Genomic DNA, 26,859 nt, shown 5'->3' on the forward strand with positions numbered 1-26,859 from the left:
TCCAGGCACCGCAGCGATTGGGCACAACGCTGCGCATAGACTCTTGCATGGAAGGCTGGAAAGTACTACCTGACAGAAATGACAGTTCCGACGAGCGGTAGCCGACGATCGACAGCGCTCATCAGCTGCGTAATGGACGCCAGGTCCGGCAGAGCGGCCTGGCTCAATCGGACTTTACCCGCGACTGGCGACAACGGCGCCTGCCGTTCATTGAAGATAAACCCGTGATGAACCTGCGGGTTGTCGTCAAGGAAACTGAACAGGTCCAGCGCTCCAATGGCCATCGCCCCATTGACCAGCACCAGGTCCAGAGGCTCGCAACCGTACTCCACCAGTGCAAGGAGCTCGTCGAGGCTCTGCACCGGAGCCACCCGAAAATAGCCGAGCTGGTTGAACAGTCGCTCGATCCGCAGGCGGTTGAAGTGCTGCGCATCGGCGATCAGGATGCGCAAGGATTTGTTCGGCAAGGTGACCTCCAAAAGGATGTCGGTTTCAAGAGGTCGCAAAGACTACGGAAGACCTTCCTGGGTTTATGTAGGAATATTCCTAAATAAATGCCGGTTAATCTGACTCTTGCCCGGGAAACCTTGGCCGTTACTCCGTGGTACTCGGACTCCAGAACGCCTGCACCACCTGGCTCGACGTCGAAATCCGTGCCACCAGCGCATCCAGTTCATCACCATCGACCGAGGTGGTCGCCAGGGTGGCTTCGATTTCAATTTCATCCGTGCCGAAGGCATGCACATCGACATCGCTGGCCGGATAGTTGCTGCGTTCCAGCTCGGCCTCGAGCAAGGCCAGCACGGTTTTCTGCTGCGTACGCCGGGCAATGACATAGACGATGTTGGTGACCTCCGCCGAAATCACATCCAGCGGCTGACGGTTGATGTTGTTGACGATCGGCCGCAGCAAGGTGTTGGCCGCGAGCACGAACAAGGTGCCAAGCAAGGCTTCGGCCAGCAGGTCGGCACCGGCGCAGGCACCGACTGCCGCCGAGGTCCAGAGCGTGGCGGCGGTATTGAGGCCGCGCACATTGCCCTCTTCGCGCATGATCACCCCGGCGCCGAGAAAGCCGATGCCGGAAACCACGTAGGCTACGACCCGCACGGCGCCTTCGGCACCGGCGAGACGGTTTGCCATGTCGACGAAAATCGCCGCGCCCACCGCCACCAGCACGTTGGTGCGCAGGCCGGCGGTGCGCTGCCGGTACTGGCGCTCGAAACCGATCAGGCCACCGAGGATGAAGGCCGCGCTGAGGCTGACCAGGGTGTCGAGCTGGGAGGTCAGGTTGAGGTTGTTGATGGCTTGCATATGAAAATCCTTGAAAAACACACGCCCTCCTGTAGGAGCGAGCTTGCTCCGGGCGGCGTTCCGACGATGGACTCAAGAGCGCCGCGTTTAGCCAGTCAACACGCGTTATCGTTAACGACCATCGCGAGCAAGCTCGCTCCTACATGCCAAACCGGCGAATGTAGAACCCCTTCACCGCCTGGGTCAGCGCCATGTACGCCAGCAGGATCACCGGCAGGAACACGAAGTACAGCGAGGGCAACGCCTGCAATTTGAAGTAATGCGCCAGCGGTCCCATCGGCAGGAAAATCCCCACGGCCATGATCAGGCCGGTCATCACCAGCAAGGGCATGGCCGCGCGGCTTTGCAGGAACGGGATCTTCGGCGTGCGGATCATGTGCACGATCAGGGTCTGGGTCAGCAGCCCGACCACGAACCAGCCGGACTGGAACAGGGTCTGGTGATCCGGGGTGTTGGCATCGAACACGTACCACATCAAGGCGAACGTGCTGATGTCGAAGATCGAACTGATGGGCCCGAAAAACAACATGAAGCGCCCGACATCCGCCGGTTGCCAGCGCTGTGGTTGCTTGAGCATTTCGTCATCGACGTTATCGAACGGAATGGCGATCTGCGAAATGTCATAGAGCAGGTTCTGCACCAGCAGGTGCATCGGCAGCATCGGCAGGAACGGGATGAACGCACTGGCCACCAGCACCGAGAACACGTTGCCGAAGTTCGAACTGGCGGTCATCTTGATGTACTTGAGCATATTGGCGAAGGTCCGGCGGCCTTCCAGCACGCCCTCCTCCAGCACCATCAGGCTCTTTTCCAGCAGGATGATGTCGGCCGCTTCCTTGGCGATGTCCACGGCGCTGTCCACGGAAATACCGATGTCGGCGGTGCGCAGGGCCGGGGCATCGTTGATGCCGTCACCCATGAAACCGACCACATGGCCGTTGCCCTTGAGCAGACGGACGATGCGTTCCTTGTGCGACGGGGTCAGCCTGGCGAAGACGTTGGTGGTCTCCACGGCTTTCGCCAGTTCGGTATCGCTCATGCGCTCGATGTCGTTGCCCATCAGCAGGCCTTGCTGTTCCAGGCCGACTTCGCGGCAGATCTTCGCCGTCACCAGCTCGTTGTCGCCGGTCAGCACTTTCACCGCCACGCCGTGGGCTGCCAACGCCTTGAGGGCGGGCGCCGTGCTTTCTTTCGGTGGATCGAGGAACGCCACGTAGCCGATCAGCGTCAGTGCCTGCTCATCGGCCAGGCTGTAGGTGTCGCGCCCTTCGGTCATCGGCCGCGCAGCAACCGCCACCACACGCAGGCCTTCGGCGTTGAACGTAGCCGTGACCTGACGGATGCGCGCCAGCAACTCTTCGGTCAAGGCTTCATCGACTTCGCCGTGACGCACCCGCGAGCAGACCGCCAGCACTTCTTCCACCGCGCCCTTGCAGATCAGCAGGTGCGGTTGATCGCGCTCGGCGACCACCACCGACATGCGCCGGCGGGTGAAGTCGAACGGGATCTCGTCGACCTTGCGAAACGCCGTGCCGACTTTCAGCTCACGGTGGATCTCGACGTGTTCGAGCACCGCCACATCCAGCAGGTTTTTCAGGCCGGTCTGGTAGTAGCTGTTGAGGTAGGCCATTTCCAGCACGTCATCCGAGTCGTTGCCCCAGACATCGACGTTGCGCGCCAGGAAGATCTTGTCCTGGGTCAGGGTGCCGGTCTTGTCGGTGCACAGCACATCCATGGCGCCGAAGTTCTGAATGGCGTCGAGGCGTTTGACGATGACTTTCTTGCGCGACAGGAACACCGCGCCCTTGGCCAGGGTCGAGGTGACGATCATCGGCAGCATTTCCGGGGTGAGGCCCACGGCAATCGACAGCGCGAACAGCAGCGCTTCGGTCCAGTCGCCCTTGGTGAAACCGTTGATGAACAACACCAGTGGCGCCATCACGAACATGAAGCGGATCAGCAACCAGCTGACTTTGTTGACCCCGGTCTGGAACGAAGTCGGCGCCCGGTCGGTTGCACCCACGCGCTGGGCCAGGGCACCGAAATAGGTGCTGTTGCCGGTGGTGAGGATCACCGCCATGGCCGTGCCGGACACCACGTTGGTGCCCATGAACAGGATGTTGTCCAGGTCCAGCGGGTTGAGCGTGTCGCGGTCCTGCTGGCGGGGAAATTTTTCCACCGGCATCGATTCGCCGGTCATGGCCGCTTGGCTGACGAACAGGTCCTTGGCGCTGAGCACCCGGCAATCGGCGGGAATCATGTCACCGGCCGACAGCACGATCAGGTCGCCCGGCACCAGTTGCCTGATCGGCAGTTCGATGCGCTGCGCGCCGCGGTCCTCAAGGTCCCGGCGCATCACCGTGGCGGTGTTGCTGACCATGGCCTTGAGGGCATCGGCGGCCTGGTTGGATTTGGTTTCCTGCCAGAAACGCAGCAAGGTCGAGAGCACCACCATGGAGAAAATCACGATGGCGGCTTTCATGTCTTCGGTCAGCCAGGAGATGACCGCCAGCAACGTCAGCAGCAGGTTGAACGGATTCTTGTAGCAGTGCCAAAGGTGCGTCCACCAGGGCAGCGGCTGTTCGTGCTCGACTTCGTTGAGGCCGTATTGCTCGCGCAGGGCATCGGCTTCGAGTTCGCTCAAGCCGTCGGTGTGACTGCCCAGGGTGTTGAGCAACTGACCGGTGTCGCTGCCGGCAGCGGCCACCAGGGTTTGCGCCAGGGTGGGCGGGACTTCACGGCTGACCGTAGTGTCGGTGAAGGTTTCCAGCAACGCCAGGCGACGGAAGTGCCGGGCGATGTGGCGGTTACGCAGGAAACCTGCGAAGAGTTCCTTGAGGGTAAGTTTCATGGCTGGTGCCCCTTTGGTCAGCCGAGAAACCGTCGAGCAGGCAGGTCCACGCCGCTGCCGCCGGAACGATCGGCAAAGCAAGGCCTGGCGCGCCGGTCACGAATGACAGGCGTGTCGATAGAGCGGCGGCCACGACAAAAAGTCGAAACCACGCACTGTTCAGCGTCGATGAGAGGGACGTCGGGACATGGCCCGGACTGGCCATGATCAGGATGCCGCTGCTCGCTTTTCGGCGAGACAACGGCACAGGAAACTGCGCGTTATCTTGCCGAGAAAATGCCGGTTACCGGGACCGGCCGACAACTGTCACTCGAACAAGTACCCACTGTGGGTCTCCGTAATGGATGAAAACGCGCGAAGCTTACGCCCCGATGTTTGGCGAGTAAACCCGATACAAAAGCTTGCCCGGGGGGAATCGTGGGGATCTTCAGGAAGGGTTCAGGATTGAGGGTCTTGGGTGATTTCAATGGCCTCATCGCGAGCAGGCTCACTCCTACATTGGTCCTGTGAACACCGGTCCATTGTAGGAGCGAGCCTGCTCGCGATGGCGGCCTTACAGACGCAGCAAACTCAGCTGGCGGTCGCCAACAACAAATCCACCACCGACCGCCCATGCCCGCGATGCTTGCCATGCTCATACAGCGAGCCGGCAATCTCATCGGCACGAATCGGCAGGATCGACAGCAAGGTGTCGCTCAGCCCATGGCTGGCCTGGCAGAAGCCCTGCATGTAGAGGCCGGCCTTGCAGCGTTCATCGGTGATCAGTTTGTAGTTGCGATCGACCTCGAAATCACCCAGGTACTCTTCAAGCGGTGCCAGCAACTTGCGGTGCATCTGCCGCTCATAACCGGTGGCCAGCACCACGGCGTCGTAGTGACGCACCGAGACTTCGCCGGTGGCGTTGTTGCGCAACACCAGTTCGATACCGCGTTCGTTGGCGGTGGCCTTTGAGAGGGTGGTCAGGGTGCGGAACGCATGACGAGCGATGCCCGAGACTTTCTGCCGGTAGAAGATGCCATAGATGCGCTCGATCAAATCGATGTCCACCACTGAATAGTTGGTGTTGTGGTACTCGTTCACCAGTCGCTCGCGCTCGCTGTCGGGCTGCTGGAACACCAGGTCGGTGAACTCCGGCGAGAACACCTCGTTGACGAAAGGGCTATCGTCGGCCGGCTTGAGTGCCGAGCCGCGCAGGATCATGTCCACCTGCACCGACGGGAAGCTGTCGTTCAAGTCGATGAAGGCCTCCGCCGCGCTCTGCCCGCCACCGATGATCGCAATGCTCATCGGCCGGTTGTCCACGCACGGCTGTTTGGCCATCTGCGCCAGGTACTGGGAATGGTGGAACACCCGGCCGTCATCCTTGAGCGCCTTGAACACTTCGGGAATGCGCGGCGTGCCACCGGCGCTGACCACCACCGAACGGGTGGTGCGCACCTGCTGATGCCCGCTACCATCGCGGGAAATCACCCGCAACGCCTCGACCTGATGGTTGTGCAGCACCGGCTCGATGGTCAGCACTTCTTCGCCGTAGCGGCTTTGCGCGGTGAATTGCCCAGCGACCCAGCGCAGGTAGTCGTTGTACTCCATACGGCACGGATAGAAGGTGCCCAGGTTGATGAAGTCCACCAGGCGTCCGTGGGCCTTGAGGTAGTTGACGAACGAGTAAGGGCTGGTCGGATTGCGCAGGGTCACCAGATCCTTGAGGAAGGAAATCTGCAACTCGCTCTGGGTCACCAGGGTGTTGCCGTGCCAGCGGTAGTCGGCCTGCTTGTCGAGAAACAGCACATCCAGGTTGCCCTGGCTCGCCCCGCGCTCTTGCAGCGCGATGGCCAGTGCCAGGTTCGACGGGCCGAAACCGACGCCGATCAGGTCGTGAACGAGGGGCGCTGCAATTGCCTGTGTCATGTCCAGTGTCCTCTGGATGTTCCCCTCAACCGCGGGGCATTGAACCTAAGTGACCTGACAGGCCTTGGGCCGCACAACAGGTCGTCTGTTGAGTAGGAACGAGGACCGTGAAAAAAAATTTAACCGCGCAGGATCACTGGGCGTCCCACTGTCGCATCCGCGCACGGCAATGCTTCATGGCGTTGACAATGTGCTTCTCGACCATTGCCCGGGAAATGCCCAGTTGCTCGGCAATCTGCGGATGGGACAGGCCTTCGATCTTGCGCAGCAGGAAACTCTCGCGGCACAGCCGTGGCAACTCCGCCAGGGCCCGCTGAAGCATGTCCAGGCGCTGACCGTGATCGAGGACCTTGTGCGGCGACGGCGTGAAGTAGCGTTCCTCGCTATCGAGCACGTCCAGCGGTTCGGCTCGACGCAAGGCGTTGCGGCGGTGGTCATCGATGACCAGGTTGAGGGCGGTGCGATAGAGGAATGCCCGGGGCTGCTCGATCGGCGCATCGCTGGTCCGTTCCAGCACGCGCAGATAAGCGTCATGCACCACATCTTCGGCCACCTGACGGTTGCCCAGCCTGGCGTTGAGGAAACACACCAGCTCGCGATAGTAGTTTTCCAACATGACTCCCGTCCGCACGGGGGTGCGGTTTCTGTCCTTGAGCCGTTCCGGCGACCGCTGAATTACGCAGTAGCAAGATAGTGGCAATTTAAGTCGCGTAATTTATAGTAATTCTCATATAGATTTAAAGTGCTGCTTCAACTTGCCCGGCAATTTGTCTCGCCCCCTGTAGGAGCGAGCTCGCTCGCGATGGTCGCAAGGACGACGCGTTAAATCAGAAAGTACGCATCATCGTTCACGACCATCGCGAGCAAGCTCGCTCCTACAGTAGTGGTTTGTGTCGTCGCCTAAATTCTGTGCCCGGTCCATCGTTTACAGGACAGCTCCCCGTCTGCGTCCCGGTCTCCCCGTCGCTGAACGACGGGCCGATTTTCCCAGGCCGGAACCCTGCATGAAACGTCCCCGACAGACCCGACGCGCCCTGCTTGCAGCACTTTGTCTGATCCCCGTGGTGGCCGTCGCCGCCTGGCAGTTCATTGCGCCGGGACGCGACGGGCTCGTCACCGTCCAGGTCAGCCGCGCCGACATTGAAAGCAGCGTCACGGCATTGGGCACCCTGCAACCGCGGCGCTATGTCGACGTCGGCGCCCAGGCCTCCGGGCAGATCCACAAGATCCACGTGGAAGTCGGCGACCTGGTCAAGGAAGGCCAGCTGCTGGTGGAAATCGACCCGTCCACGCAACAGGCCAAACTCGACGCCGGGCGCTTTTCCATCGAAAACCTCAAGGCACAGCTGCAGGAACAGCGGGCGCAGCACGACCTGGCCCGGCAGAAATACCAGCGCCAACAGAACCTCGCCGCCGGTGGCGCCACCCGTGAAGAAGACGTGCAGACCGCCCAGGCCGAACTGCGCGCCACCCAGGCACGGGTCGACATGTTCCAGGCGCAGATCCGCCAGGCCGAAGCCAGCCTGCGCAGCGATCAGGCGGAGCTCGGTTACACGCGGATTTATGCACCGATGGCCGGCACCGTGGTGGCGCTGGATGCCCGGGTCGGCCAGACCCTCAACGCCCAGCAGCAGACTCCGCTGATCCTGCGCATCGCCAAGCTGTCGCCGATGACCGTGTGGGCCGAGGTCTCGGAGGCCGACATCGGCCACGTCAAACCCGGCATGCACGCCTGGTTCACCACCCTGAGTGGCGGCACCCGGCGCTGGACCAGCACCGTGCGGCAAATCCTCCCCGTACCGCCCAAGCCGCTGGACCAGACCAGCCAGGGCGGCGGCAGCCCCGCCAGCACCAGCAAAAGCGGGAGTGCCCGCGTGGTGCTGTACACCGTGCTGCTGGACGTCGACAACGCCGACAACGCGCTGATGGCGGAAATGACCACCCAGGTATTTTTCGTCGCCAATCAGGCGCAGAACGTGCTCACCGCGCCCATCGCCGCCCTGCAGGCCGGCCCGCAGACAGACCTGCAGACCGCGCAAGTGGTCGCCAGCAATGGCAGCATCGAACAACGCAACGTGCGGACCGGCATCAGCGACCGCCTGCGGGTACAGATCCTCGAAGGCCTGCAAGAAGGCGATCACCTGTTGATCGGCCCGGTCGACGGGAGTGGCGGCTGAATGCACACGCCCCTGATCGACCTTTCGCACATCCGCAAAGCCTACGGCGGTGGCGACGCGCCTGAAGTCCACGTGCTGCGTGGCATCGACCTGTCGATCCATGCCGGCGAGTTCGTGGCGATTGTCGGCGCTTCCGGCTCCGGCAAGTCGACGCTGATGAACATCCTCGGCTGCCTCGACCGCCCGACTTCGGGCGAATACCGCTTCGCCGGGGAAAATGTCGCCACCCTGGACAGCGACGAACTGGCCTGGCTGCGGCGTGAAGCCTTTGGCTTTGTGTTCCAGGGCTACCACCTGATTCCATCCGGTTCGGCCCAGGAAAACGTCGAAATGCCGGCCATCTATGCCGGCACCCCGGCCGTCGAACGCCACGCCCGCGCCACCGCCCTGCTCGAGCGTCTCGGTCTGGCCTCGCGCACCGGCAACCGCCCCCATCAACTCTCCGGCGGGCAGCAGCAGCGGGTGTCGATTGCCCGCGCACTGATGAACGGCGGCCACATCATCCTGGCCGACGAACCCACCGGCGCCCTCGACAGCCACAGCGGCGCCGAGGTCATGGCCCTGCTCGACGAATTGGCGAGCCAGGGCCACGTGGTAATCCTTATCACCCACGACCGCGAAGTGGCGGCCCGGGCCAAACGCGTCATCGAGATCCGCGACGGCCTGATCATCAGTGACAGCGCCCGGGACAATCCCGCCGCGCAGAACTCGGCCAACCCCGGCGCCCTGCAAGCCGTCGATTTGCGCAGGCGCCTGAGCGAAGGCGCCGAAGCCACCGGCGCCTGGAAAGGCGAGCTGGTCGATGCCGTGCACGCGGCGTGGCGAGTGATGTGGATCAACAAGTTCCGCACCGCGCTGACCCTGCTCGGGATCATCATCGGCGTCGCCTCGGTGGTGGTGATGCTCGCCGTCGGCGAAGGCAGCAAGCGCCAGGTGATGGCGCAGATGGGCGCGTTCGGTTCCAACATCATCTACCTCAGCGGCTCGGCGCCCAACCCGCGCACGCCCATGGGCATCGTCACCCTCGATGAGGTCGCGGCGATTGCCAGTTTGCCCCAAGTGATGCGGATCATGCCGGTCAACGGCCAGGAGGCCGGAGTGCGCTTTGGCAACCTCGATCACATGAGCTACGTCGGCGGCAACGACACCAACTTCCCGGCGATTTTCAACTGGCCGGTGGTCGAAGGCAGCTACTTCACCCACGCCGATGAGCAGAACGCCGCGGCGGTCGCGGTGATCGGGCACAAGGTGCGGACCAAGCTGCTCAAGGACGTGGCCAACCCGATCGGCCAGTACATCCTGATCGAAAACGTACCCTTCCAGGTGGTCGGCGTGCTCGCGGAAAAAGGCGCCAGCTCCGGCGACTCCGACAGCGACGACCGCATCGCCATCCCCTACTCCGCCGCCAGCGTTCGGCTGTTCGGTACCCACAATCCCGAGTACATCGCCATCGCCGCCGCCGACGCGCGCAAGGTCAAGGAAACCGAAAAAGCCATCGAGCAACTGATGCTGCGCCTGCACGACGGCAAGCATGATTTCGAGCTGACCAACAACGCGGCGATGATCCAGGCCGAGGCGCGCACGCAAAACACCCTGTCGCTGATGCTCGGCTCGATTGCGGCGATTTCGCTGCTGGTGGGCGGGATCGGCGTGATGAACATCATGCTCATGACCGTGCGCGAACGCACTCGCGAGATCGGCATCCGCATGGCCACCGGTGCCCGCCAGCGCGACATCCTGCGCCAGTTCCTCACCGAAGCGGTGATGCTCTCGGTGGTGGGCGGCCTCACCGGGATCGCCCTGGCGCTGATCGTCGGCGGCGTGCTGATTTTCAGCGAAGTCGCTGTCGCCTTTTCCCTGATAGCGGTGCTGGGTGCCTTCGGCTGCGCCCTGGTCACCGGTGTCGTTTTCGGCTACATGCCGGCCCGCAAGGCTGCCCGACTCGACCCGGTCACAGCCCTTACCAGTGAATGATCGATTGATGAAGCCGCCACTCAGTGTGTTGACCCTATGCCTGTTGCTCAGCGCCTGCGGCAGCCCGACACAGCGCCCCGACAGCGGCATCCAGCCGCCCGCCGCCTGGCAATCGCCGCACACCGCCGGCATCACTTATGACAACCAGCAATGGTGGAACCGCTTCGGCAGCCCGCAACTGGGTCGCCTGATCGAACAGGCGCGGCTCGGCAGTTACGACCTGGCCGCGGCCATCGCCAGAGTACGCCAGGCCCAGGCCGATACGGTGATTGCCGGCGGCTCGCAATTGCCCGAGGTCAAGGCCGCGGCCAATGCCAATCGCCAGAAATTGCTGCGCGGCAGCGGCTACAGTCAGCTCGACGCCGACAGCGATAACGACGCCGTCGACTATTTCACGGCGAACCTGACTGCCAGCTACGAAATCGATTTCTGGGGTGGCCAACGGGCTGGCCGCGACAGTGCGCAATTCAGTCTGAAAGCCAGCGAGTTCGATCAGGCCACCGTGGAGCTGACCTTGCTCAGCGGCGTGGCCAACGGCTACGCGCAAGCCTTGTCGTTGCAGGAGCAGAGCCGCATCGCCGAATTGAATCTGGCCAATGCCCAGAGCGTGTTGAAACTGGTGCAGACCCGTTTCGATTCGGGCTCGGCCACGGCCCTTGAACTGGCGCAGCAAAAAAGCCTGGTGGCGGCGCAGCAACGCCAGCTGCCGCTGGTGCAGCAACAGGCCGAGGATGCGCGAATCAGCCTCGCCGCCCTGCTCGGCCGTCCGCTTCAGGCGCTGTCGTTGGGCCAGGAACGCTTCGATCAACTGACCTGGCCTGCGATCGACGCCGGAGTGCCCAGCCAGTTGCTCAGCCGCCGCCCGGACATTGCCCGGGCCGAGGCGCAACTGGCTGCCGCCCAGGCCGACGTCACCGTCGCCCGGGCCGCGATGCTACCGACCGTGACCCTCACCACCGAACTCGACTCCGGCGCCGACCGGGCCGACGATATGCTGCGCAGCCCCTTCTACAATCTCACCGCCGGGCTGCTCGCGCCGGTGTTCAACAACGGCCGCCTCGGCGCCCAGCGCGACAAGGCCACGGCGCGCCAGCAAGAACTTCTGGAAACTTATCGCGGCGCGATCATCAATGGCTTCGCCGACGTCGAAAAAGCCCTCAACAGCATTCGCGGGCTGGATGAACAACGCGGGTGGCAGAGTGAAGAACTGAGCCAGGCGCAAACCGCGTTCAACATCGCGCAAAGCCGTTATCAGGCCGGGGCCGAGGATTTGCTGACGGTGCTCGAAACCCAGCGCACGTTGTATGCGGCGCAGGATTTGAACGTGCAACTGCGGTTGTCGCGGATGCAGGCGAGTATTGCCCTGTACAAGGCGTTGGGTGGGGGGTGGCAGGTTCTTTAGCTGTGGCGCCTGTCAGGACGCCATCGCGAGCAGGCTCGCTCCTACATTTGATATTGGTCGTACACAAATTTTGTGCTCACTGGCGATCCTATGTAGGAGTGAGCCTGCTCGCGATTGAACGATAACTCGGTATCAAGCCTGGCTCTGCTTAGCCTTCAGATTGCGCGCATACCACGGCCGCTGCGGCACCTTGCGCAACAGTCCGGCCAGCATCTTCTCGTCCTCGCCAAAGGTAATACGCAGCGCCAGCTTCATGGTTTCCGGGTCCATTTCCACCGACTTGCCCACCTGCAACCCCGGCGTGGTGCTGCAGCCATGGGTGCTCGGGCCAAGCCACGGATCATCGATCTCGACCCAGCGTCCCGGCGCGAACCATTGCACGCCGTTGACCTGCAGCCGACTGACCTGCCCCGGATGAAAACGCTCGTGGGCGCGGAACCAGTCTTCCAGGCGATCGTCGATCCATCCGTGGAAATGCCAGAACACCGGGCTCACATGGGAAGAAAACGGGTCGCCGAGAAAATCGTTTTCCGGTGCGAACCAGCGTGCGGAAAAGTCCGCCGGATCCCGGGCGAATGGCACCGGCTGACCGTTGGCCGGATCACGCGGCACCGAGGCCCAGCGCATGTGCAGCCAGTCGTGCAGGCCCAGCTCGACCTCCGAGCCGAACTGGCCGAGGGTCAGCGTCGACAGGTAACGCGGATCACGGTAGCGCGACTCCCAAACCTGGAAATTGCTGTGGTACGTCTCGCCGGTCTTGATGTCGCTGACCCATTGCGTGTACTCGTCATCGTCCTCGGCCAGCCAGGTCGGCGGCAGCGCAGTGCCGTCGTGGTTGTCGAAGTAACGCGCAAAGCCGAGCCGGTCCCGCGCCAGTTCCGGTTGCGGTAACGGGAAATGCGTCCAGGACGGCAGGTCCTGCATCGAGCGCGCCGTGCCGAGCATGTGCCGGTGCATGAAGAAAAAATCCACGCCCGAACCATTGCGATCCTTGTGCTCGCCACGGGCATCGCGCTCCTGGTCCCGCGGGCCGGGCTGCCAGCCGAGCCCGCGCAAGGCACCGCGCTGGTCTTCGGACAGCTTGTGCCACTTGTCCCGGGAGGCATGCCAGAGCTGGTGGAACAATCGGTGCTGCGGCGACACCAGCCAGGCCAGCAAGGTCGGATTCAGGCCGGTGCGCTCGCGGGCTTCAGGGAATACCCGTTTGACTGCAATGAATCGATTGTCCTGCGCCGTGAGCATCATTGGTCGATTCAGGTCCAGCACCCGCCCACTGAGACTGCCGCTGCCGGCGTTACCGAAACCGGCCCAGACCTCGTCCAGGGTCATGTCGAATTCGTAATCGCAACAGCCGCTGGCACCCAGCAGTCGCCAACCCAACTGCTTCGGGTTGGCCCCGGACAGATCGCCGAGCACCCGGTAGCGGGGCTCTTCGGCAGAGCGCAATCGCTCGCCGGTGTCGAGAAAACCCACGACGCCACGCCCCTTGTGGCCAATGTCGAGAAACACTTCCAGGCCTTCGAGCGGCAAACCTTCGATACCGGCGTCACGACCTTCGAAACGAATCTGCCAGACCCCGCGCAAGGTATCCGCCAAGCGTTGGCCGGCAATATCCGCCACCTCGAACGAGGCTTCGCCGGGGGTGATGGTCGGGTCCGGCCTGTTCAATTCGTGATGCCCGTAATACACCGCCGGCCCAGCGGCACCGGTCAGCGCCAGCCCCGCGAGGAACCATCGTCGAGAAATCGTCATTGCCCTACCTGTGTCAGCCATGGAGCAGGCTTTATCCAAGCTAGAACGTTCGTTGCCCTCATAAATTTAAAAAGCATCGCGAGCAGGGCTCACTCCTACAGGAGACCGCATTCCCATGTAGGAGCGAGCCTGCTCGCGATGAGGCCATTAGCCGCGCTAATTTTTTCGCCCAGCCACTCGTTCCCCCAGATAGCAAAGACCCCCGCGCCTGCACCTCGACGGCGAACCTGACTGAGACGGCAATGACAAAACCACGTTCGAAAAAGGCTCTTTTCATCGGCCTGCCGCTGGCCCTGGCGATCAGCGCGGGAGTGGGCTTCGCGGCCTGGGACTACGGGTTCAGGGACAACCCCGACTACCCGGTCAAGGTGATGAAACAGGCCGAGCAATTGCAGGAGCGCATCCTCTCGTTCGACAGCCACATCACCGTGCCCATGGGCTTCGGCACCGCCGGCAACGAAGTCGACAAGGACGGCGAAGGCCAGTTCGACCTGGTCAAGACCGGGCGCGGGCGCCTGTCCGGTGCAGCCCTGACGATCTTCGGCTGGCCGGAAATCTGGAACGGCCCCAACGCGCCCCATCGCCCTACCGCCGGCTTCGTCGACGAGGCCCGCCTTGAGCAGGAAACCCGCTACAAGATCATCAGCACCATGGTCCGCGACTTCCCCAACCAGGTGGCCATTGCCTACACCCCCGACGACTTCCGCCGCCTGCACGGCGAAGGCAAGTTCGCGGTGTTCATCAGCATGCTCAACGCCTACCCGCTGGGCAATGACCTCAACGCCCTGGACAAGTGGGCCGCGCGCGGCATGCGCATGTTCGGCTTCAGCTACGTCGGCAACAACGCCTGGGCCGATTCGTCGCGGCCGCTGCCGTTTTTCAACGATTCGCGGGACGCCCTTGGCGGGCTGTCGGACATCGGCAAGCAAGCGGTGCAGCGCCTCAATGACCTGGGCGTGATCATCGATGTGTCACAGATGTCGACCAAGGCCCTAGAGCAAGTGGCGCAACTGAGCCGCACGCCTATGGTTGCCTCCCACTCGGCACCACGCGCCCTGGTGGATATCCCGCGCAACCTCAGCGACACGGAAATGCAGCTGATCAAGAACAGCGGCGGCGTGGTGCAGATTGTCGGTTTCCCAACTTACATCCGTCCACTGAGCCAAGCCACCCAGGACAGACTCAACGCCCTGCGCGCGCGCTTCGACCTGCAACCGCTGCAAGGCCTGGAAATGGCGTTGATGCCGGGCGACCCGGTGATCACCGTCTGGCCCGAGCAACGTTTCGGCGAGTACGCCAGCCAGCTCTATTCGATCCTCGACGAAGAACCCAAGGCCACCCTCAAGGACTACGGCGATGCGATCGATTACGCCGTGAAGAAAATCGGTATCGATCACGTCGGCATCAGTTCCGACTTCAATGACGGTGGCGGCGTGGACGGCTGGAAAGACGTCAGCGAGGCCCGCAACGTGACCGCCGAACTGATCAGCCGCGGCTACAGTGAAGCCGACATCGCCAAGCTTTGGGGCGGCAACTTCCTGCGGGTCTGGGACCAGGTGCAGAAGTCCTCCCGGCCTGTGGTCCAGAACTGATTTTTCCTTTTGCCAAAGCGAACCGAACCCATGACCAACCGTCGTTCATTCCTCAAGCAGGCCGGCATTCTGGCAGCCGGTATCCCCTTGGTCTCGGCCGTGAACCTGCCGGCACTGGCCGCCAGCCCCGCGCCGTTGCCCAAGGACAAATGGGACCAATTGCGCCAGTTGTTCACGCAGGACCCAAACTACCTGCACTTCGCCAACTTCCTCGTCACCTCGCACCCGCGTCCGGTGCGTGAAGCCATCGAGATGCACCGCGCCAACCTCGATCGCAACCCGGGCCTGGCCATGGACTGGCATCGCGGCGAAACCGAACGCCGCGAAGAAGAGGTGCGCGTATGGGCCGGCCGTTACCTGAAGGCCAACCCGTCGCAGATCGCCCTGACCGGCAGCACCACCGAAGGCCTGGCGATGATCTACGCCGGTATCCACGTGCGCCCGGATCAGGAAATCCTCACCAGCGAACACGAGCACTACGCCGCCAACAGCGTGTTCGAGTACCGCACCCAGAAGGACGGCACCCAGGTTCGCAAGATCAAATTGTTCGAAGACCCGTACAAGGTCTCGACCGCTGAAGTGCTGGCCGCGATTGAGCGCAACATCCGCCCCGAAACCCGCGTACTGGGCATGACCTGGGTGCATTCCGGCAGCGGCGTGAAGCTGCCCATCGGCGAGATCGGCAAACTGGTGGAGGAGAAAAACCGTGGTCGCGCCGACAAGGACCGCATCCTCTACGTGATCGATGGCGTCCACGGCTTCGGCGTGGAGAACGTCGATTTTCCCGACATGCACTGCGACTTCTTCATCGCCGGCACCCACAAATGGATGTTCGGCCCACGGGGCACCGGGATCATCTGCGCCCGCTCTGACGAGCTCAAGGACGTGACGCCGACCATCCCGACCTTCTCCGAAGCCACACGGTTCTCTACGGTGATGACCTACGGCGGCTACCACTCGTTCGAACACCGCTGGGCGCTGACCGAAGCCTTCAAATTGCACCTGGAACTGGGCAAGGCCGAGGTCGCGACGCGCATTCACGCCATCAACAGCTACCTGAAAAAACGCTTGCAGGCACACCCGTCGGTGGAGCTGGTCACGCCGCTGTCGCCGGAGTATTCCGCGGGTTTCACCTTCTTCCGTATCAAGCACCGGGACTGCGAAGCAGTCGCCAATTACCTGATGGATCAGCGCGTGGTGTGTGACGCCGTGGACCGTGATGTCGGGCCGGTCATTCGTGTGTCGCCGGGGCTGCTCAATACCGAAGCGCACATCGACCGCCTGATGGAACTGCTGGCCACCCAGGTCTGACTGAGCGAGAGCCAATATGAAAAGCACCCTGAAAAAACTCGGCGCCCTGACGCTGTTGGCCGTGCTCGGCAGCGCCTTGCCCGGCCTCGCCCAGGCCTACACCGCGCCATTGCCGGGCAAGGTCTTCAAGGATTGCCGTCATTGCCCGGAAATGGTCGTACTGCCCGCCGGTACCTTCACCATGGGCACCCCGGAAGGCGAAGTCGGCCGCGAGCCTGATGAGGGCCCGATGCATGAGGTGACGTTCGACAAACCATTCGCCATGAGCCGTTACCAGATCACCGCCGCGCAATGGGACCAGTACCTCAAGGAAACCGGGACCACCCTGCCCAATGGCGACAGCCGCCCCGGCCGCGAGTGCATCAACAGCAAGCCGCGTTATCCACAGGGCCCGCGTCAGCCGGCGGTGTGCATGAACTTCGCCGAAGTCAGCGCCTACGTTGCCTGGCTGTCGCTGAAAACCGGCCAGCACTACCACATCGTCAGCGAGGCCCAGCGCGAGTACGCGGCCCGCGCCGGGTCAACGGGAGCGTTCCCCTTCCCGTTCGACCCCGGCACCGAATACAGCATCGCCACCCACGCCAACACCTACGGGCCCACCGATGGCTACAGCTACAGCTCGCCGGTCGGCAGTTACCCGCCCAACGCCTTCGGCATGTACGACATGCACGGCAATGTCTACGAATGGATCGCCGACTGCTACCACCCGGACTACGTCGGCGCGCCCACCGACGGCAGCGCCTGGACCGAACCGAACTGCGACACCTTGCGCATCCGTGGCAACGACTGGGGCGAAGCGCCGGTGTTTTCCCGCTCGGGCAACCGCAATGACATCGACCCGCAAACCCGTGGCGACTGGATCGGTTTCCGTGTCGTGCGCACTCTTTAATCCCTCCCCAACCCTTGTGGGAGCGAGCCTGCTCGCGAAGGCGTCGTGTCAGTCAACATCAAGTTTTCTGATCCACCGCTATCGCGAGCAAGTCGGATCGCCGCACCGTCGCTCCCACAGGTTTTGCATCGTCCACCTTTTAAATTAAGCCCTCCATCAGACGTTCTACTGGGTATCTGCCTCAAGACCCAAGGAACCCTCTGCTCATGACCCAGCCAACGCGCGGTGCAATTCATGAATTGTTCAGCCTCCTGAAACCGTTCCGGCTCGTCGTCAGTCTGTCGATCCTCCTGGGCATGGTGGGTGGCCTGAGCGTGACGGTGCTGCTGGCCACCATCAACAACGTGCTGCATTCGCCGCAAGGCCTGACCCAAGGCGTGGTCGCGCTGTTCGGCGGCCTGTGCCTGCTGGCCCTGGGCAGTTCGATCTGCTCGGACATCGGCACCAACTACGTCGGCCAGCACATCATTGCCAGGCTGCGCAAAACGCTGGGGGAGAAAGTGCTTTCGGCGCCCATCGAGCAGATCGAGCGCTATCGCAGCCACCGCTTGATCCCGGTGCTGACCCACGACGTCGACACCATCAGCGACTTCGCTTTCGCTTTCGCGCCGCTGGCGATTTCCCTGACCGTGACCCTCGGCTGCATGGGTTACCTGGCGATGTTGTCGTGGCCGATGTTCCTGATGATGGTGCTGGCGATTGCCATCGGCACCGGCATTCAGTTCTACGCCCAGGGCAAGGGCATCCAGGGTTTCATGGCTGCCCGCGACGCCGAGGACGATTTGCAAAAGCACTACAACGCCATTGCCGGCGGCGCCAAGGAATTGCGCATCCACCGCCCGCGTCGCCAACGCATGTTCGAATCGGGCATTCAGGGCACCGCCGATTTCATCTGTAAAACCCAGGTGCGTTCGATCAACACCTTCGTGATCGCCAAGACGCTGGGCTCGATGCTGTTCTTCGTGGTCATCGGCCTGGCACTGACCCTGCAATCGTTCTGGCCCAGTGCCGACAAGGCAGTGATGAGCGGTTTCGTGCTGGTGCTGCTGTACATGAAAGGCCCGATCGAGCATCTGGTCAGCACCTTGCCGATCGTCAGTCGCGCGCGCATTGCCTTTCGCCGCATCGCCGAACTGTCCAGCCAGTTTTCCTCCCCCGAACCGCACCTGTTGCTCAACGACAAAGGCATCCAGCCGACAGTGGTCAACCGCCTGCAACTGGACAACGTCAGCTACGCCTTTCCCGCCGTACCGGGCAGCGACGCGTTTCGCCTGGGCCCGGTGAACCTGACCATCGAGCAAGGCGACATCATGTTCATCGTCGGCGAAAACGGCTGCGGCAAGACCACCCTGATCAAGTTGCTGCTGGGCCTCTACGCGCCGCAACAGGGTTCGATCCTGCTCAACGGCCAGGGCATCGATGCGCACAATCGCGACGACTACCGCCAATTGTTCACCACGATTTTTGCCGACTACTACCTGTTCGATGACGTGGTCCAGGGCGACCAGCACATCCCCGAAGATGCCAACAAATACCTGCAACGGCTGGAGATCGCGCACAAGGTCAGCGTTCGGGACGGCAGTTTCACCACCACCGAGCTGTCCACCGGCCAGCGCAAGCGCCTGGCGCTGGTCAATGCCTGGCTGGAAGAACGCCCGGTGCTGGTGTTCGACGAATGGGCCGCCGACCAGGACCCGACCTTCCGCCGCATCTTCTACACCGAGCTGCTGCCGGACCTCAAACGCCTGGGCAAGACCATCATCGTCATCTCCCACGACGACCGCTATTTCGACATGGCCGATCAACTGGTGCGCATGGAATCGGGCCGGGTCGTCACCGAGCGCGCGACCGCCTGACGGTGGTTGCCGCGTGCAGATCATTGTTTTTTGGAGTCTGTTTTCCGGTTTAGCCACAGTGGTACGTCTAATAATAATTATCATTAACTAAAACACTGCACACACCATTCTGGAGCGATTCGAGCAATGCAAAGCCTTACTCTGTCCCGCGCACCGCTGGCATTAGCCATCGAACGGCAAAAGAAATACCGAACGGTCGTGCCGGGCGCGCTGCTGACCCTGTTGCTGCTGGGCACGTCCCAGGTCGAGGCAGCCCCGGTCAGCGTCAATGTGCCGGCTCAATCGCTGGCCAGTGCATTGCGCCAACTGGGCCAGCAGACCAACCTGCAGATTCTCTATAGCCAGGACATGGTCGACGGCATCAAGTCCACGGCGGTGTCCGGCAACATGGAACCGGAACAGGCACTGAAAACCTTGCTGCTGGGGAGCGGCATCAATTTTCAGTTGAATGGCAACACCGTGTCGCTGGTGCCAACGGCCGGTGATTCCAGTGCGTTGCAGCTGGGTGCGACGTCCATCACCGGCGTGGCGCTGGGGCCGACCACTGAAGGCACGCACTCCTACACCAGCGATGAAGTGACCATCGGTAAAGGCAACATCAAGGTCAAGGACATCCCGCAGTCAGTGTCCGTCGTCACGCGCCAGCGCATGGACGACCAGAACCTGAACAGCCTGCAGGACGCCCTGCGTCAGGTCACCGGCGTGACCGTCAAGACCTACAACTCCGGCTCCAGCCTCAATGACATCTTCATGCGCGGCTTCCTCGTCGATCAGGTGCAGGTCGACGGCGTCTCGCAACCCACCGGCCAGGGCGACATGGCCACCAGTTTCGACCTGGCGATGTACGACCGCATCGAAGTGTTGCGCGGCCCGTCCGGCCTGTACCAGGGTGCGGGTGAACCCGGCGGTACGATCAACGTGGTGCGCAAGCGTGCCCTGAGCCAATTCGCCCTCGGTGGCGAACTGGCCGCCGGCTCCTACGATCGCTACCGTTCTTCGGTGGACGTCACTGGCCCGTTGAACGACCAGGGCACCGTGCGCGGTCGCTTCATCACCGCCTACGAGAACAACAAGTCTTTCGTCAACTACGCGCAGAACGAACGCCCGATGGTCTACGGTCGCCTGGAATTCGACCTCGACCCGGCCACCACCCTGTCGGTCGGTGGTGCCTACCAGCAGAACCACTCCACCCCGGCCTTCGGCCTGCCGGCCTACGCCGACGGCAGATTGCTCGACGTACCGCGCTCGACCTTCATCGATGCCAAATGGAACACCCTCGACGAAAAAGTCTGGGAAACCTTCGCCGAACTCGACCACGAACTGGACAACGGCGGTCAGTTCAAGACCACCCTGACCTACCGCGACGCCGAAACCCCGCAGCGTAACTTCACCTGGGCCGACGGCGCGGTCGACCCGGCCACCGGTGACAGCTGGGCCGTGGCGTACGACTACTACACCCACATCAAGACCATCGGCGTCGACAGTTTCGTCACCACGCCGTTCGAGTTCGCCAATCGCCGGCACGAGTTCACTCTGGGCGCCGAGTACCAGCACCTGGACAGGGACTTCACCTACGGCGGCGGCGAGTACTTCCCGATCAACGTGTTCGATCCGGGCAGCATCGACATTCCCCGCAACGACTATGCGCACGTCAACGGCAACTGGTCCAAGTCTGACCAGTACGGCGTCTACACCCGCGCCAAGTTCAACGTCACCGACTGGCTCGATGTCATCGGTGGCAGCCGTGTGACCTGGTTCGAAAGCGACGCGAAGAACGCCAACGCCTTCTTCGACAACTTCGGCGAAGCCCACACCAGCATCAACCGCAAGGTCGTGCCGTACGGCGCCATCATCGGCAAGATCACTCCGCAACTGTCGACCTACTTCAGCTACACCGGCGTGTTCAAGCCGCAGAGCGAAATCGGCACGGACGGCCAGCCGGTCGGCCCGCGCGAAGGCAAGCAGTACGAGATCGGCCTCAAGCGCGAATTCTACGACGGACGCCTGAACGCCAGCCTCGCCGCCTTTCGCATCTATGATGAAAACCGCGCCGAATACGACAACACCTCCGGCGCCTACATGACCGAAGGCAAGGCCCGCAGCCAGGGTTGGGAAACCGAGTTGAGCGGCAACCTGACCGAGAACTGGAGCATCGTCACCGGTTACGCCTTCACTTCCACCAAGTTCCTGGACGGCGATGCGGCCAACAAAGGCAAGACCTTCAGCACCATTACGCCCAAGCACAACTACAACCTGTGGACCAAGTACGAGTTCACCGACGGTGCGCTCAAGGACTTCAGCGTCGGCGGTGGCGTGCGTGTGGTCAGCGACACTTACTTCCAGCGTGACGTGAAGTTCCAGCAAGGCGGCTTTGCCGTCGCCACGGCGCAGGTCGGCTACAAGTTCAACCAACACCTGTCGTCGACGCTGACTGCCAACAACCTGTTCGACCGCAAGTACTACGACCGCGTCGATGCCTCCTGGGGCACCAACTTCTACGGCGACCCGCGCACCCTGACCCTGAGCCTGCGCGCGCAGTACTGATGGCTGAAAGCATCATCCGCAACAAAAAACCGGGCCACTGCTGTAGGAGCGAGCTTGCTCGCGATGGATTCAAGAGCGCTGCGTTTAGTCAGTAAACACGCGTTATCGTTAACGACCATCGCGAGCAAGCTCGCTCCTACAGCGGCCCGGTTCCGTTTTCTGCTTGCGACGTATGGCTGTGCGCTTCGGCCCTGAGTTGCCCTGTATCGACGCGCACAAAAACGGAATCCCCGACAGCGGTCAGGACATCCCCGGCGAAGACCTCGCAAATGACCCGGCTTTTGCGCCCGACATCGCCCTCGACTTTGGCACGCAGTGTCAGGGGTACGCCCATCGGGGTGGGCTTGATGAACTTGATGCCCAGGTTACCGGTGACGCAGGTGATGTGGGGCAAGCTGCCCGCTTCGCGCTGTTCTGCCCGGTAGTGATAAGCCATCGCCGCCCAGTTGGAATGACAATCGACCAGCATCGCGATCAAACCGCCGTAAACCAGATCCGGCCAGCCGCAATACTTGTCATCGGGCAAATGCTGCGCCATGACATGCACCCCGTCTTCATGCCAGAAACTCTTGATGTGCAGCCCATGCGGGTTCTGGCTGCCGCAGCCATAACAAACGCCTTCAGGCGCGGCGATGTCTTGAAGCGAAGTGTCCTGCGTGGTCATGCCGTGTTGATCCTTAATCGTCGTGGTTGAAAGCGAACCGGGTCACCCCGGTTCGCACCGCCTGATCAATATTGGCAGAAGCGAATACGATTACCGAACGGGTCGTAGACTTGCAGCTCCTTGCCCCAGCCTTGCTGAACAATATCAGGGCGTCCGTAGCCGTAGCGCTTGCCCTGCAACTCATCCCTGAGCAGCTCGATGTTTTGCATGGGCACGAATACCGTCGAGCCAGGGCTGGCATCGCCGTGATGTTCGGAAAGATGCAGTTGCAACCCGTCGCGACTGATGCCCAGGTACAGCGGCAGATCAGCCTCGAAGCGATGTTCGAACTCGACGCTGAACCCCATGAAATCCAGATAGAACTCGCGCGCCTTGGCTTCGTCGAAACTGCGCAAAATCGGGATGGGTCTATCAAAGGTAATGCTTGGCGCTGGCGGGGTATTGGCCTGGGTAAGCATCGCCGACGCGGTGTTCCAGTCCTTGTAGCCCAGTTGCTGCGCGACCAGTTCCAGCGCGGTGGAATGGGTCACCACTTGATTGCGTTCCTCCAGCGAGGCGCGCAACTGTTTGGCCATTTGCTTGGCTTGCTCGATTGAAAACATGGCTGCTCCTGTAGCCGAGATGCCTTGGTGCTCGCATTGCCAAACCTCGACCATCAAGAGAGGCGACAGGGTTCGTATGAGGAGGAGATGCTTTCACCTTTCCCAGCGGGAGCGAGCGGCGGGCAGCATCGGGCCGCTGTCGATATTACATAGCCGATACGGGATGCGGAAGATGGCTCGGCAACCCCCTGTCCGTGGCTTGAGGACTATTCCTTCAGGCGTGAAAATTGCTGGACCACAAATGCCCCGACGGTGACCGCGCAGGCTGCCCATGCGCAAGCCACCTGCCAATGTCTGAATAGACCGAGAACATCCCCCATCAGGAAACCGGTCGAAAGCAGAAACATAAACAATGAAATGGCCGCCAGAATGACGCGTGGAATCGCCATTACCCACCGCCACCAGACACCGGGTTCAAAGCGCCGCGTAACCCATCGACTCAACCCTGTCAGCCCCGCCAGCAATGGCGCAGCAATCACCAGCAGGATCGGAATGATAAAGAGAGCCAGCGTGGGTTCGACCTCTCCGCCGTCCTCGCCGGGCGTGTAGAAGCTTTCTTTCCAGATTTCGCTGCACAGGGCGAAGGTCAGATAAATGACTGCCACCGGGGCGATAGGGAATATCAGGCAACTGATGAGGCTTTTCTTGAGATCCATCATTGAATCGTCCTTGGTTTTTCAGAATGGCGCTCTTGTTGTGGTGTCCGTACCATGTCGTCTTATCTCAACGACGCGGTCTCGGAAATGCGCGGTACCCAGCACATAATTTCCACCTTTTTGCTGGAAATTGATGGCCACACTGCGACGGCTCAAACAGTCGCCCCGGCAATGATGATTTCCGGCAATGACGACGGCACAAATGATGTTCTGTTTATTGGGCTGAGGTACCGCGACACTCTGGTGAAAACACTGGATGGCTGGAGTATTCACTCGCGGACGCAGGAGCAAAACTGGGTTTACAACATTCCCCCTTTAGAACTTTACTCATTGGAGGGTCTAGAAAATTAAACGGCAGCGAGAACCGCTGTCTCAAAAGCTTCTGCTTGCGAACAAACGGCTTTGATAGCCGGCCAATTGTCTGTCACCTTGTTTGCATGTTGACGATACTCGCGAACTTTCTTTCGGATCCTCTGATCCAGTGGTAACAGAGAAAGACGAGACTCCAAATTGACATTGCACTCTGCTCCGCGCAAAAGCGCGTGGTCAGCAGAAAGCGATGCAGCCGCGAGCCAGGTTCCTGATGCTTGTGCAGGAAGACACAATACAGTCTTGGTTCCGCGGCTAGATGGATGAAGCCAGCTATCTAAAGTAGCCGTCAATGGTGCAATGCTATGAGCGACCGGAGGGCAAGGTCGTGCGCAAGGTAAAATCCCCCAGCCCTTTTGTACTGCCATGTCATGAACCGTTGGGCCTGCATTTGCATAAAACTCAGTCGAAACATCCACATCTAAATGGATGATTAACAGATCAAACTGCTCCAGCGTGGGGTCGGTATCCAAAGATGCTGAATGTCTTTGACTTGAGGCATCGCACCATTTCAATACACCACTCCAGCCGGTCCCCATCTTGGGTGCAGTCGCTTCAGGTTGAAGCTTGGTCAGGATGAAAGGTCTTTCAATAATGGCTTTTAATGCAGCTTCAATAATTACAAGGTCGGTGTCACCCTCTACAACCAAGGCAATACGCAATTCAGACATTTGGTACCGCCCCCAAACTCCCCATCATCCACAGTCTGGACAATGGATATTGCTCATGCTGTTTCTCCTGCTCCGCCGTCAATACAACTCGCCGAACTACCGTCAGACCGTTGCTATTTCGCTCCACCGCAAACAAACGGGTGTCGGGATCAGATAAGTCCAATCCATCCAGTACCGCGGGGTTGTGAGCAGTGAACAGCAATTGGCGATCAGGGTCGTTATGTCTGAGCCAATGGCTGAGACAGGCTGTCAGCTTTGACAGTAGTCGTGGATTCAGTGCCTGATCCAGGTTGTCTATCGCCAGAATTCTTGGTGCCAATGGAGATAGACAGAGTGCCGCGCAAAACAAAACATACAATGCCCCTTCGCTGGCATCATAGGCGGTCAGTTCATTGCGTGACTTATTCATGAATCGGTCTGTGAACTTCAGCATAAGTTTGGTTCTGGGCACTTTGCTTGAAATCAATGACCCGCCATGACTAGTGGCTTGGACATCGGCAACCCAGTCGATCAGCTCCAAAATCTGGTCCAGTACCTCTTCACCGTCTTCACCCTGACTTTCCAGATGCTTGCGCAAGGCTTCAAAACTTTCGGCTAGCTGTCCACCACTCAGTCCTACAGGTCGTCTGGCTTGCACATCAGGAATGATCCCGCGCAGGGAAGGTGTATTGGGACAGTAGATCGCATACTCTTGCAGGCTCTGCATCAACCTGGCAGCAGGATTTTCTGGTTCTAACTCAACCAATTTCAGTGCAGCCAGACCCGACTGTGGATTCAGATTCTTCTTGTTACGAACCCCATCGGAAAGAATCTCGAAATGGCCGTCTGACAGGACCTCGGTTTTGTAAGTCCAAGCAGGTTCAGGCGAATCGAGCGGATTCAGCAAAGAGACGCGGTAAGCCTCGTTGTCATCTCCAACGATACCTACACCAATATGTGCAGGTGTTCGTTCAGAAGCAAACGAGCTCTTGTAAAGTCGAGGCAGCCCCGCGCGAACGCCGCGACGAAGCAGGCTCTCATCGTCAACAACACCATTCGCCGCAGCACTAAGCACGCCTAGCGCTTCCAGAACATTGCTCTTTCCAACGCCATTGGCACCTATAAAACAATTCACACGGCCTAGCTCTATGCTTTGCTCGTGAACCGATTTAAATCCGTAAACGCCTAATTTACGAAGCATTCTATTAGTCCCATTTTCGCAAGATGGGGCCCCATCAAGTCTTGATCAGGCACATTACCGGAAATCCGTCGAGTCACCCAGTGCGCTAGCAGTTCAGTCCATTTACAAAACCTCCAAAAGCTCCGTCGGAAGGAAGCAATTAGCGGAAAAAAATGGAAGCAACTCTCCCACGCTATACCTTGGGCGTCTGACTACCAACCCTAAAAGTCAGTAGGAAATTTCCTCGACTTTTCAGTACCTCCATCGCGCAGATGATGCATAGCTTTTCTATCAAACAGAAAATGATGGCGCCTGTTTAAGCCGTCTGTAGGTTACTTCGTGAAAGCCACAACGCCTTGCGCCGTTGCCTACAGGTACGCCAGAATCCGCCGGCTTGTGCGCCTTGGGGGGTGTCGGTAACTTGATTCGGGTCACTGATTGTCAGTGATCGGGTTTAGTAGCCCGTGGTTACTCAAGGCGCATAGCCCATCAAACAGTCAGGTATCCCATCCCTGCACTTTATGGTGGCTGTGTGCAGGGCGCCCTAGGGCGCGCCGGCTCCTTGGGTCCCCGGTCTACTAACCTGCGCACAGTTACCACCCTTCTTATTAGTAGAGAAGCGGTGGTAGCTCATACTTACAGGACCCAAATCATGTTCAAAGTTACTCCAAATCCGCCGGACTCCGACCCGGCCTCGCCGTACGAAAGCACCGACTCCAAACAATTCCACGAAGCCGCCGAGCGCGCCCTCGACCTCAACTCGGGCGCCCACATCATGGCTACCCCGCGCGCACCCAGCACCATGTTCATCGTCAACCCCGAACTCAGTACCGAAACCCTGCTGGTGCACGCCTGTGAATCGCTGGCGTCGGCCAATGTCATGGCCAACGATCTGGTGGATCATCTGCAGGGGACGAGCCGTAATGCGCTGTTGGGGATTGCGCAGGTGATCATGCTGGGGGAGCTGGCGGTGAATCGGGCGCTGGATCGGCTTGATCCGCCCTGATCACAATCTCCAGAACACCGATGTACCTGTAGGAGCGAGCCTGCTCGCGCAAGCGGGCTTCAATTTCGCCCAGTTCGATGCGGAAGCCCCGCACCTTGACCTGATGGTCGATGCGCCCGACGTAGTCGAACACGCCATCCTCTCGACGGCGCACCAGGTCACCGG

21 protein-coding genes and 1 pseudogene are annotated in these 26,859 nt (G+C 60.9%); 10 read left to right on the forward strand and 12 right to left on the reverse strand.

The features are described 5' to 3' along the window. Positions 1 to 65: 65 nt before the first annotated feature. The 5 genes from KGA83_RS18720 to KGA83_RS18740 form a co-directional block, all read right to left on the reverse strand. Complete coding sequence (locus KGA83_RS18720; protein ID WP_108219475.1) at positions 66 to 467, reverse strand: chemotaxis protein CheY; 402 nt, start codon at positions 465 to 467, stop codon at positions 66 to 68. A gap of 127 nt (positions 468 to 594) precedes the next feature. Continuing rightward, a complete protein-coding gene (locus KGA83_RS18725; protein WP_223530488.1) occupies positions 595 to 1,311 on the reverse strand; it encodes an MgtC/SapB family protein in 717 nt (238 codons plus the stop codon). Positions 1,312 to 1,450: 139 nt separating this feature from the next. Further along, complete coding sequence (gene mgtA, locus KGA83_RS18730) at positions 1,451 to 4,162, reverse strand: magnesium-translocating P-type ATPase (protein ID WP_108219460.1); 2,712 nt, start codon at positions 4,160 to 4,162, stop codon at positions 1,451 to 1,453. 570 nt (positions 4,163 to 4,732) lie between these two features. Then, a complete protein-coding gene (locus KGA83_RS18735) occupies positions 4,733 to 6,070 on the reverse strand; it encodes a lysine N(6)-hydroxylase/L-ornithine N(5)-oxygenase family protein (RefSeq protein WP_223530489.1) in 1,338 nt (445 codons plus the stop codon). Between the two features lie 133 nt (positions 6,071 to 6,203). Next, on the reverse strand, positions 6,204 to 6,686 hold the full coding sequence (locus tag KGA83_RS18740) for a sigma-70 family RNA polymerase sigma factor (protein WP_108219458.1): 483 nt from the start codon (positions 6,684 to 6,686) through the stop codon (positions 6,204 to 6,206). Between the two features lie 388 nt (positions 6,687 to 7,074). On the opposite strand from KGA83_RS18740, the gene KGA83_RS18745 reads away from it, so the two are divergent. From KGA83_RS18745 to KGA83_RS18755, 3 genes are read left to right on the forward strand one after another with little or no spacing between them, the layout of a single operon-like run. Continuing rightward, positions 7,075 to 8,247, forward strand: a complete 1,173-nt coding sequence (locus KGA83_RS18745) for an efflux RND transporter periplasmic adaptor subunit (RefSeq protein ID WP_223530490.1) — start codon at positions 7,075 to 7,077, stop codon at positions 8,245 to 8,247. Next, positions 8,248 to 10,221: a MacB family efflux pump subunit gene (locus tag KGA83_RS18750; RefSeq protein ID WP_223530492.1), complete on the forward strand. Its 1,974-nt coding sequence runs from the start codon at positions 8,248 to 8,250 to the stop codon at positions 10,219 to 10,221. Between the two features lie 7 nt (positions 10,222 to 10,228). Then, positions 10,229 to 11,623: an efflux transporter outer membrane subunit gene (locus KGA83_RS18755; protein ID WP_223530494.1), complete on the forward strand. Its 1,395-nt coding sequence runs from the start codon at positions 10,229 to 10,231 to the stop codon at positions 11,621 to 11,623. 132 nt (positions 11,624 to 11,755) lie between these two features. Here the strand turns inward: KGA83_RS18755 and KGA83_RS18760 are convergent, their stop codons facing one another. Next, entirely contained in the window at positions 11,756 to 13,375 is a 1,620-nt protein-coding gene (locus KGA83_RS18760; RefSeq protein ID WP_223530496.1) for a PvdJ/PvdD/PvdP-like protein, read from the reverse strand. A gap of 242 nt (positions 13,376 to 13,617) precedes the next feature. Here KGA83_RS18760 and pvdM point away from each other — a divergent pair, with 242 nt between their 5' ends. From pvdM to KGA83_RS18785, 5 genes are all read left to right on the forward strand, one after another. Next, the gene (pvdM, locus tag KGA83_RS18765; RefSeq protein WP_115947528.1) at positions 13,618 to 14,967 is read left to right on the forward strand and encodes a pyoverdine-tailoring dipeptidase-like protein PvdM; all 1,350 of its coding nucleotides are present in this window, start codon (positions 13,618 to 13,620) and stop codon (positions 14,965 to 14,967) included. Positions 14,968 to 14,997: 30 nt separating this feature from the next. After that, a complete protein-coding gene (locus KGA83_RS18770) occupies positions 14,998 to 16,278 on the forward strand; it encodes an aminotransferase class V-fold PLP-dependent enzyme (protein ID WP_108219452.1) in 1,281 nt (426 codons plus the stop codon). 16 nt (positions 16,279 to 16,294) lie between these two features. Continuing rightward, the gene (locus KGA83_RS18775; RefSeq protein ID WP_108219451.1) at positions 16,295 to 17,167 is read left to right on the forward strand and encodes a formylglycine-generating enzyme family protein; all 873 of its coding nucleotides are present in this window, start codon (positions 16,295 to 16,297) and stop codon (positions 17,165 to 17,167) included. Positions 17,168 to 17,373: 206 nt separating this feature from the next. Then, positions 17,374 to 19,023 carry a cyclic peptide export ABC transporter gene (locus tag KGA83_RS18780; protein ID WP_108219450.1) on the forward strand — a complete coding sequence of 550 codons (1,650 nt, stop codon included), beginning with the start codon at positions 17,374 to 17,376 and terminating at the stop codon, positions 19,021 to 19,023. A 126-nt stretch (positions 19,024 to 19,149) separates the two neighbouring features. Further along, a complete protein-coding gene (locus tag KGA83_RS18785) occupies positions 19,150 to 21,567 on the forward strand; it encodes a TonB-dependent siderophore receptor (protein ID WP_223530498.1) in 2,418 nt (805 codons plus the stop codon). Between the two features lie 136 nt (positions 21,568 to 21,703). Here KGA83_RS18785 and KGA83_RS18790 read toward each other — a convergent pair whose 3' ends face one another. From KGA83_RS18790 to KGA83_RS18800, 3 genes are all read right to left on the reverse strand, one after another. Next, entirely contained in the window at positions 21,704 to 22,231 is a 528-nt protein-coding gene (locus tag KGA83_RS18790; protein ID WP_108219448.1) for a PaaI family thioesterase, read from the reverse strand. A 65-nt stretch (positions 22,232 to 22,296) separates the two neighbouring features. Further along, positions 22,297 to 22,833 carry a glyoxalase superfamily protein gene (locus tag KGA83_RS18795; RefSeq protein WP_108219447.1) on the reverse strand — a complete coding sequence of 179 codons (537 nt, stop codon included), beginning with the start codon at positions 22,831 to 22,833 and terminating at the stop codon, positions 22,297 to 22,299. Positions 22,834 to 23,039: 206 nt separating this feature from the next. Next, a complete protein-coding gene (locus KGA83_RS18800; protein ID WP_108219446.1) occupies positions 23,040 to 23,492 on the reverse strand; it encodes a hypothetical protein in 453 nt (150 codons plus the stop codon). Positions 23,493 to 23,495: 3 nt separating this feature from the next. On the opposite strand from KGA83_RS18800, the gene KGA83_RS18805 reads away from it, so the two are divergent. Further along, a complete protein-coding gene (locus KGA83_RS18805) occupies positions 23,496 to 23,840 on the forward strand; it encodes a nuclear transport factor 2 family protein (protein ID WP_256595022.1) in 345 nt (114 codons plus the stop codon). On the opposite strand, the gene KGA83_RS18810 is transcribed toward KGA83_RS18805, so the two are convergent. Together KGA83_RS18810 and KGA83_RS18815 are read right to left on the reverse strand one after the other, a co-directional pair. Beyond that, entirely contained in the window at positions 23,837 to 24,529 is a 693-nt protein-coding gene (locus KGA83_RS18810; RefSeq protein WP_108219444.1) for a hypothetical protein, read from the reverse strand. The two genes, KGA83_RS18805 and KGA83_RS18810, sit on opposite strands and share 4 nt — an antisense overlap. Further along, positions 24,522 to 25,709 carry an AAA family ATPase gene (locus KGA83_RS18815; RefSeq protein WP_108219443.1) on the reverse strand — a complete coding sequence of 396 codons (1,188 nt, stop codon included), beginning with the start codon at positions 25,707 to 25,709 and terminating at the stop codon, positions 24,522 to 24,524. Before KGA83_RS18815 ends, KGA83_RS18810 begins: the two co-directional genes overlap by 8 nt. A gap of 631 nt (positions 25,710 to 26,340) precedes the next feature. Between KGA83_RS18815 and KGA83_RS18820 the strand changes: the two genes are divergently transcribed. After that, positions 26,341 to 26,694 (forward strand): DUF6124 family protein, encoded by a 354-nt coding sequence (locus KGA83_RS18820; protein ID WP_223530499.1) that lies wholly within the window; start codon positions 26,341 to 26,343, stop codon positions 26,692 to 26,694. Between the two features lie 43 nt (positions 26,695 to 26,737). On the opposite strand, the pseudogene KGA83_RS30125 reads toward KGA83_RS18820, so the two are convergent. Beyond that, positions 26,738 to 26,859 (reverse strand): annotated as a pseudogene (locus KGA83_RS30125) (hypothetical protein); the annotation flags it as partial.

The sequence above is a fragment of the Pseudomonas sp. GL-R-19 genome, assembly GCF_019956375.1.
In the GTDB taxonomy this organism is placed as follows: Bacteria; Pseudomonadota; Gammaproteobacteria; order Pseudomonadales; family Pseudomonadaceae; genus Aquipseudomonas.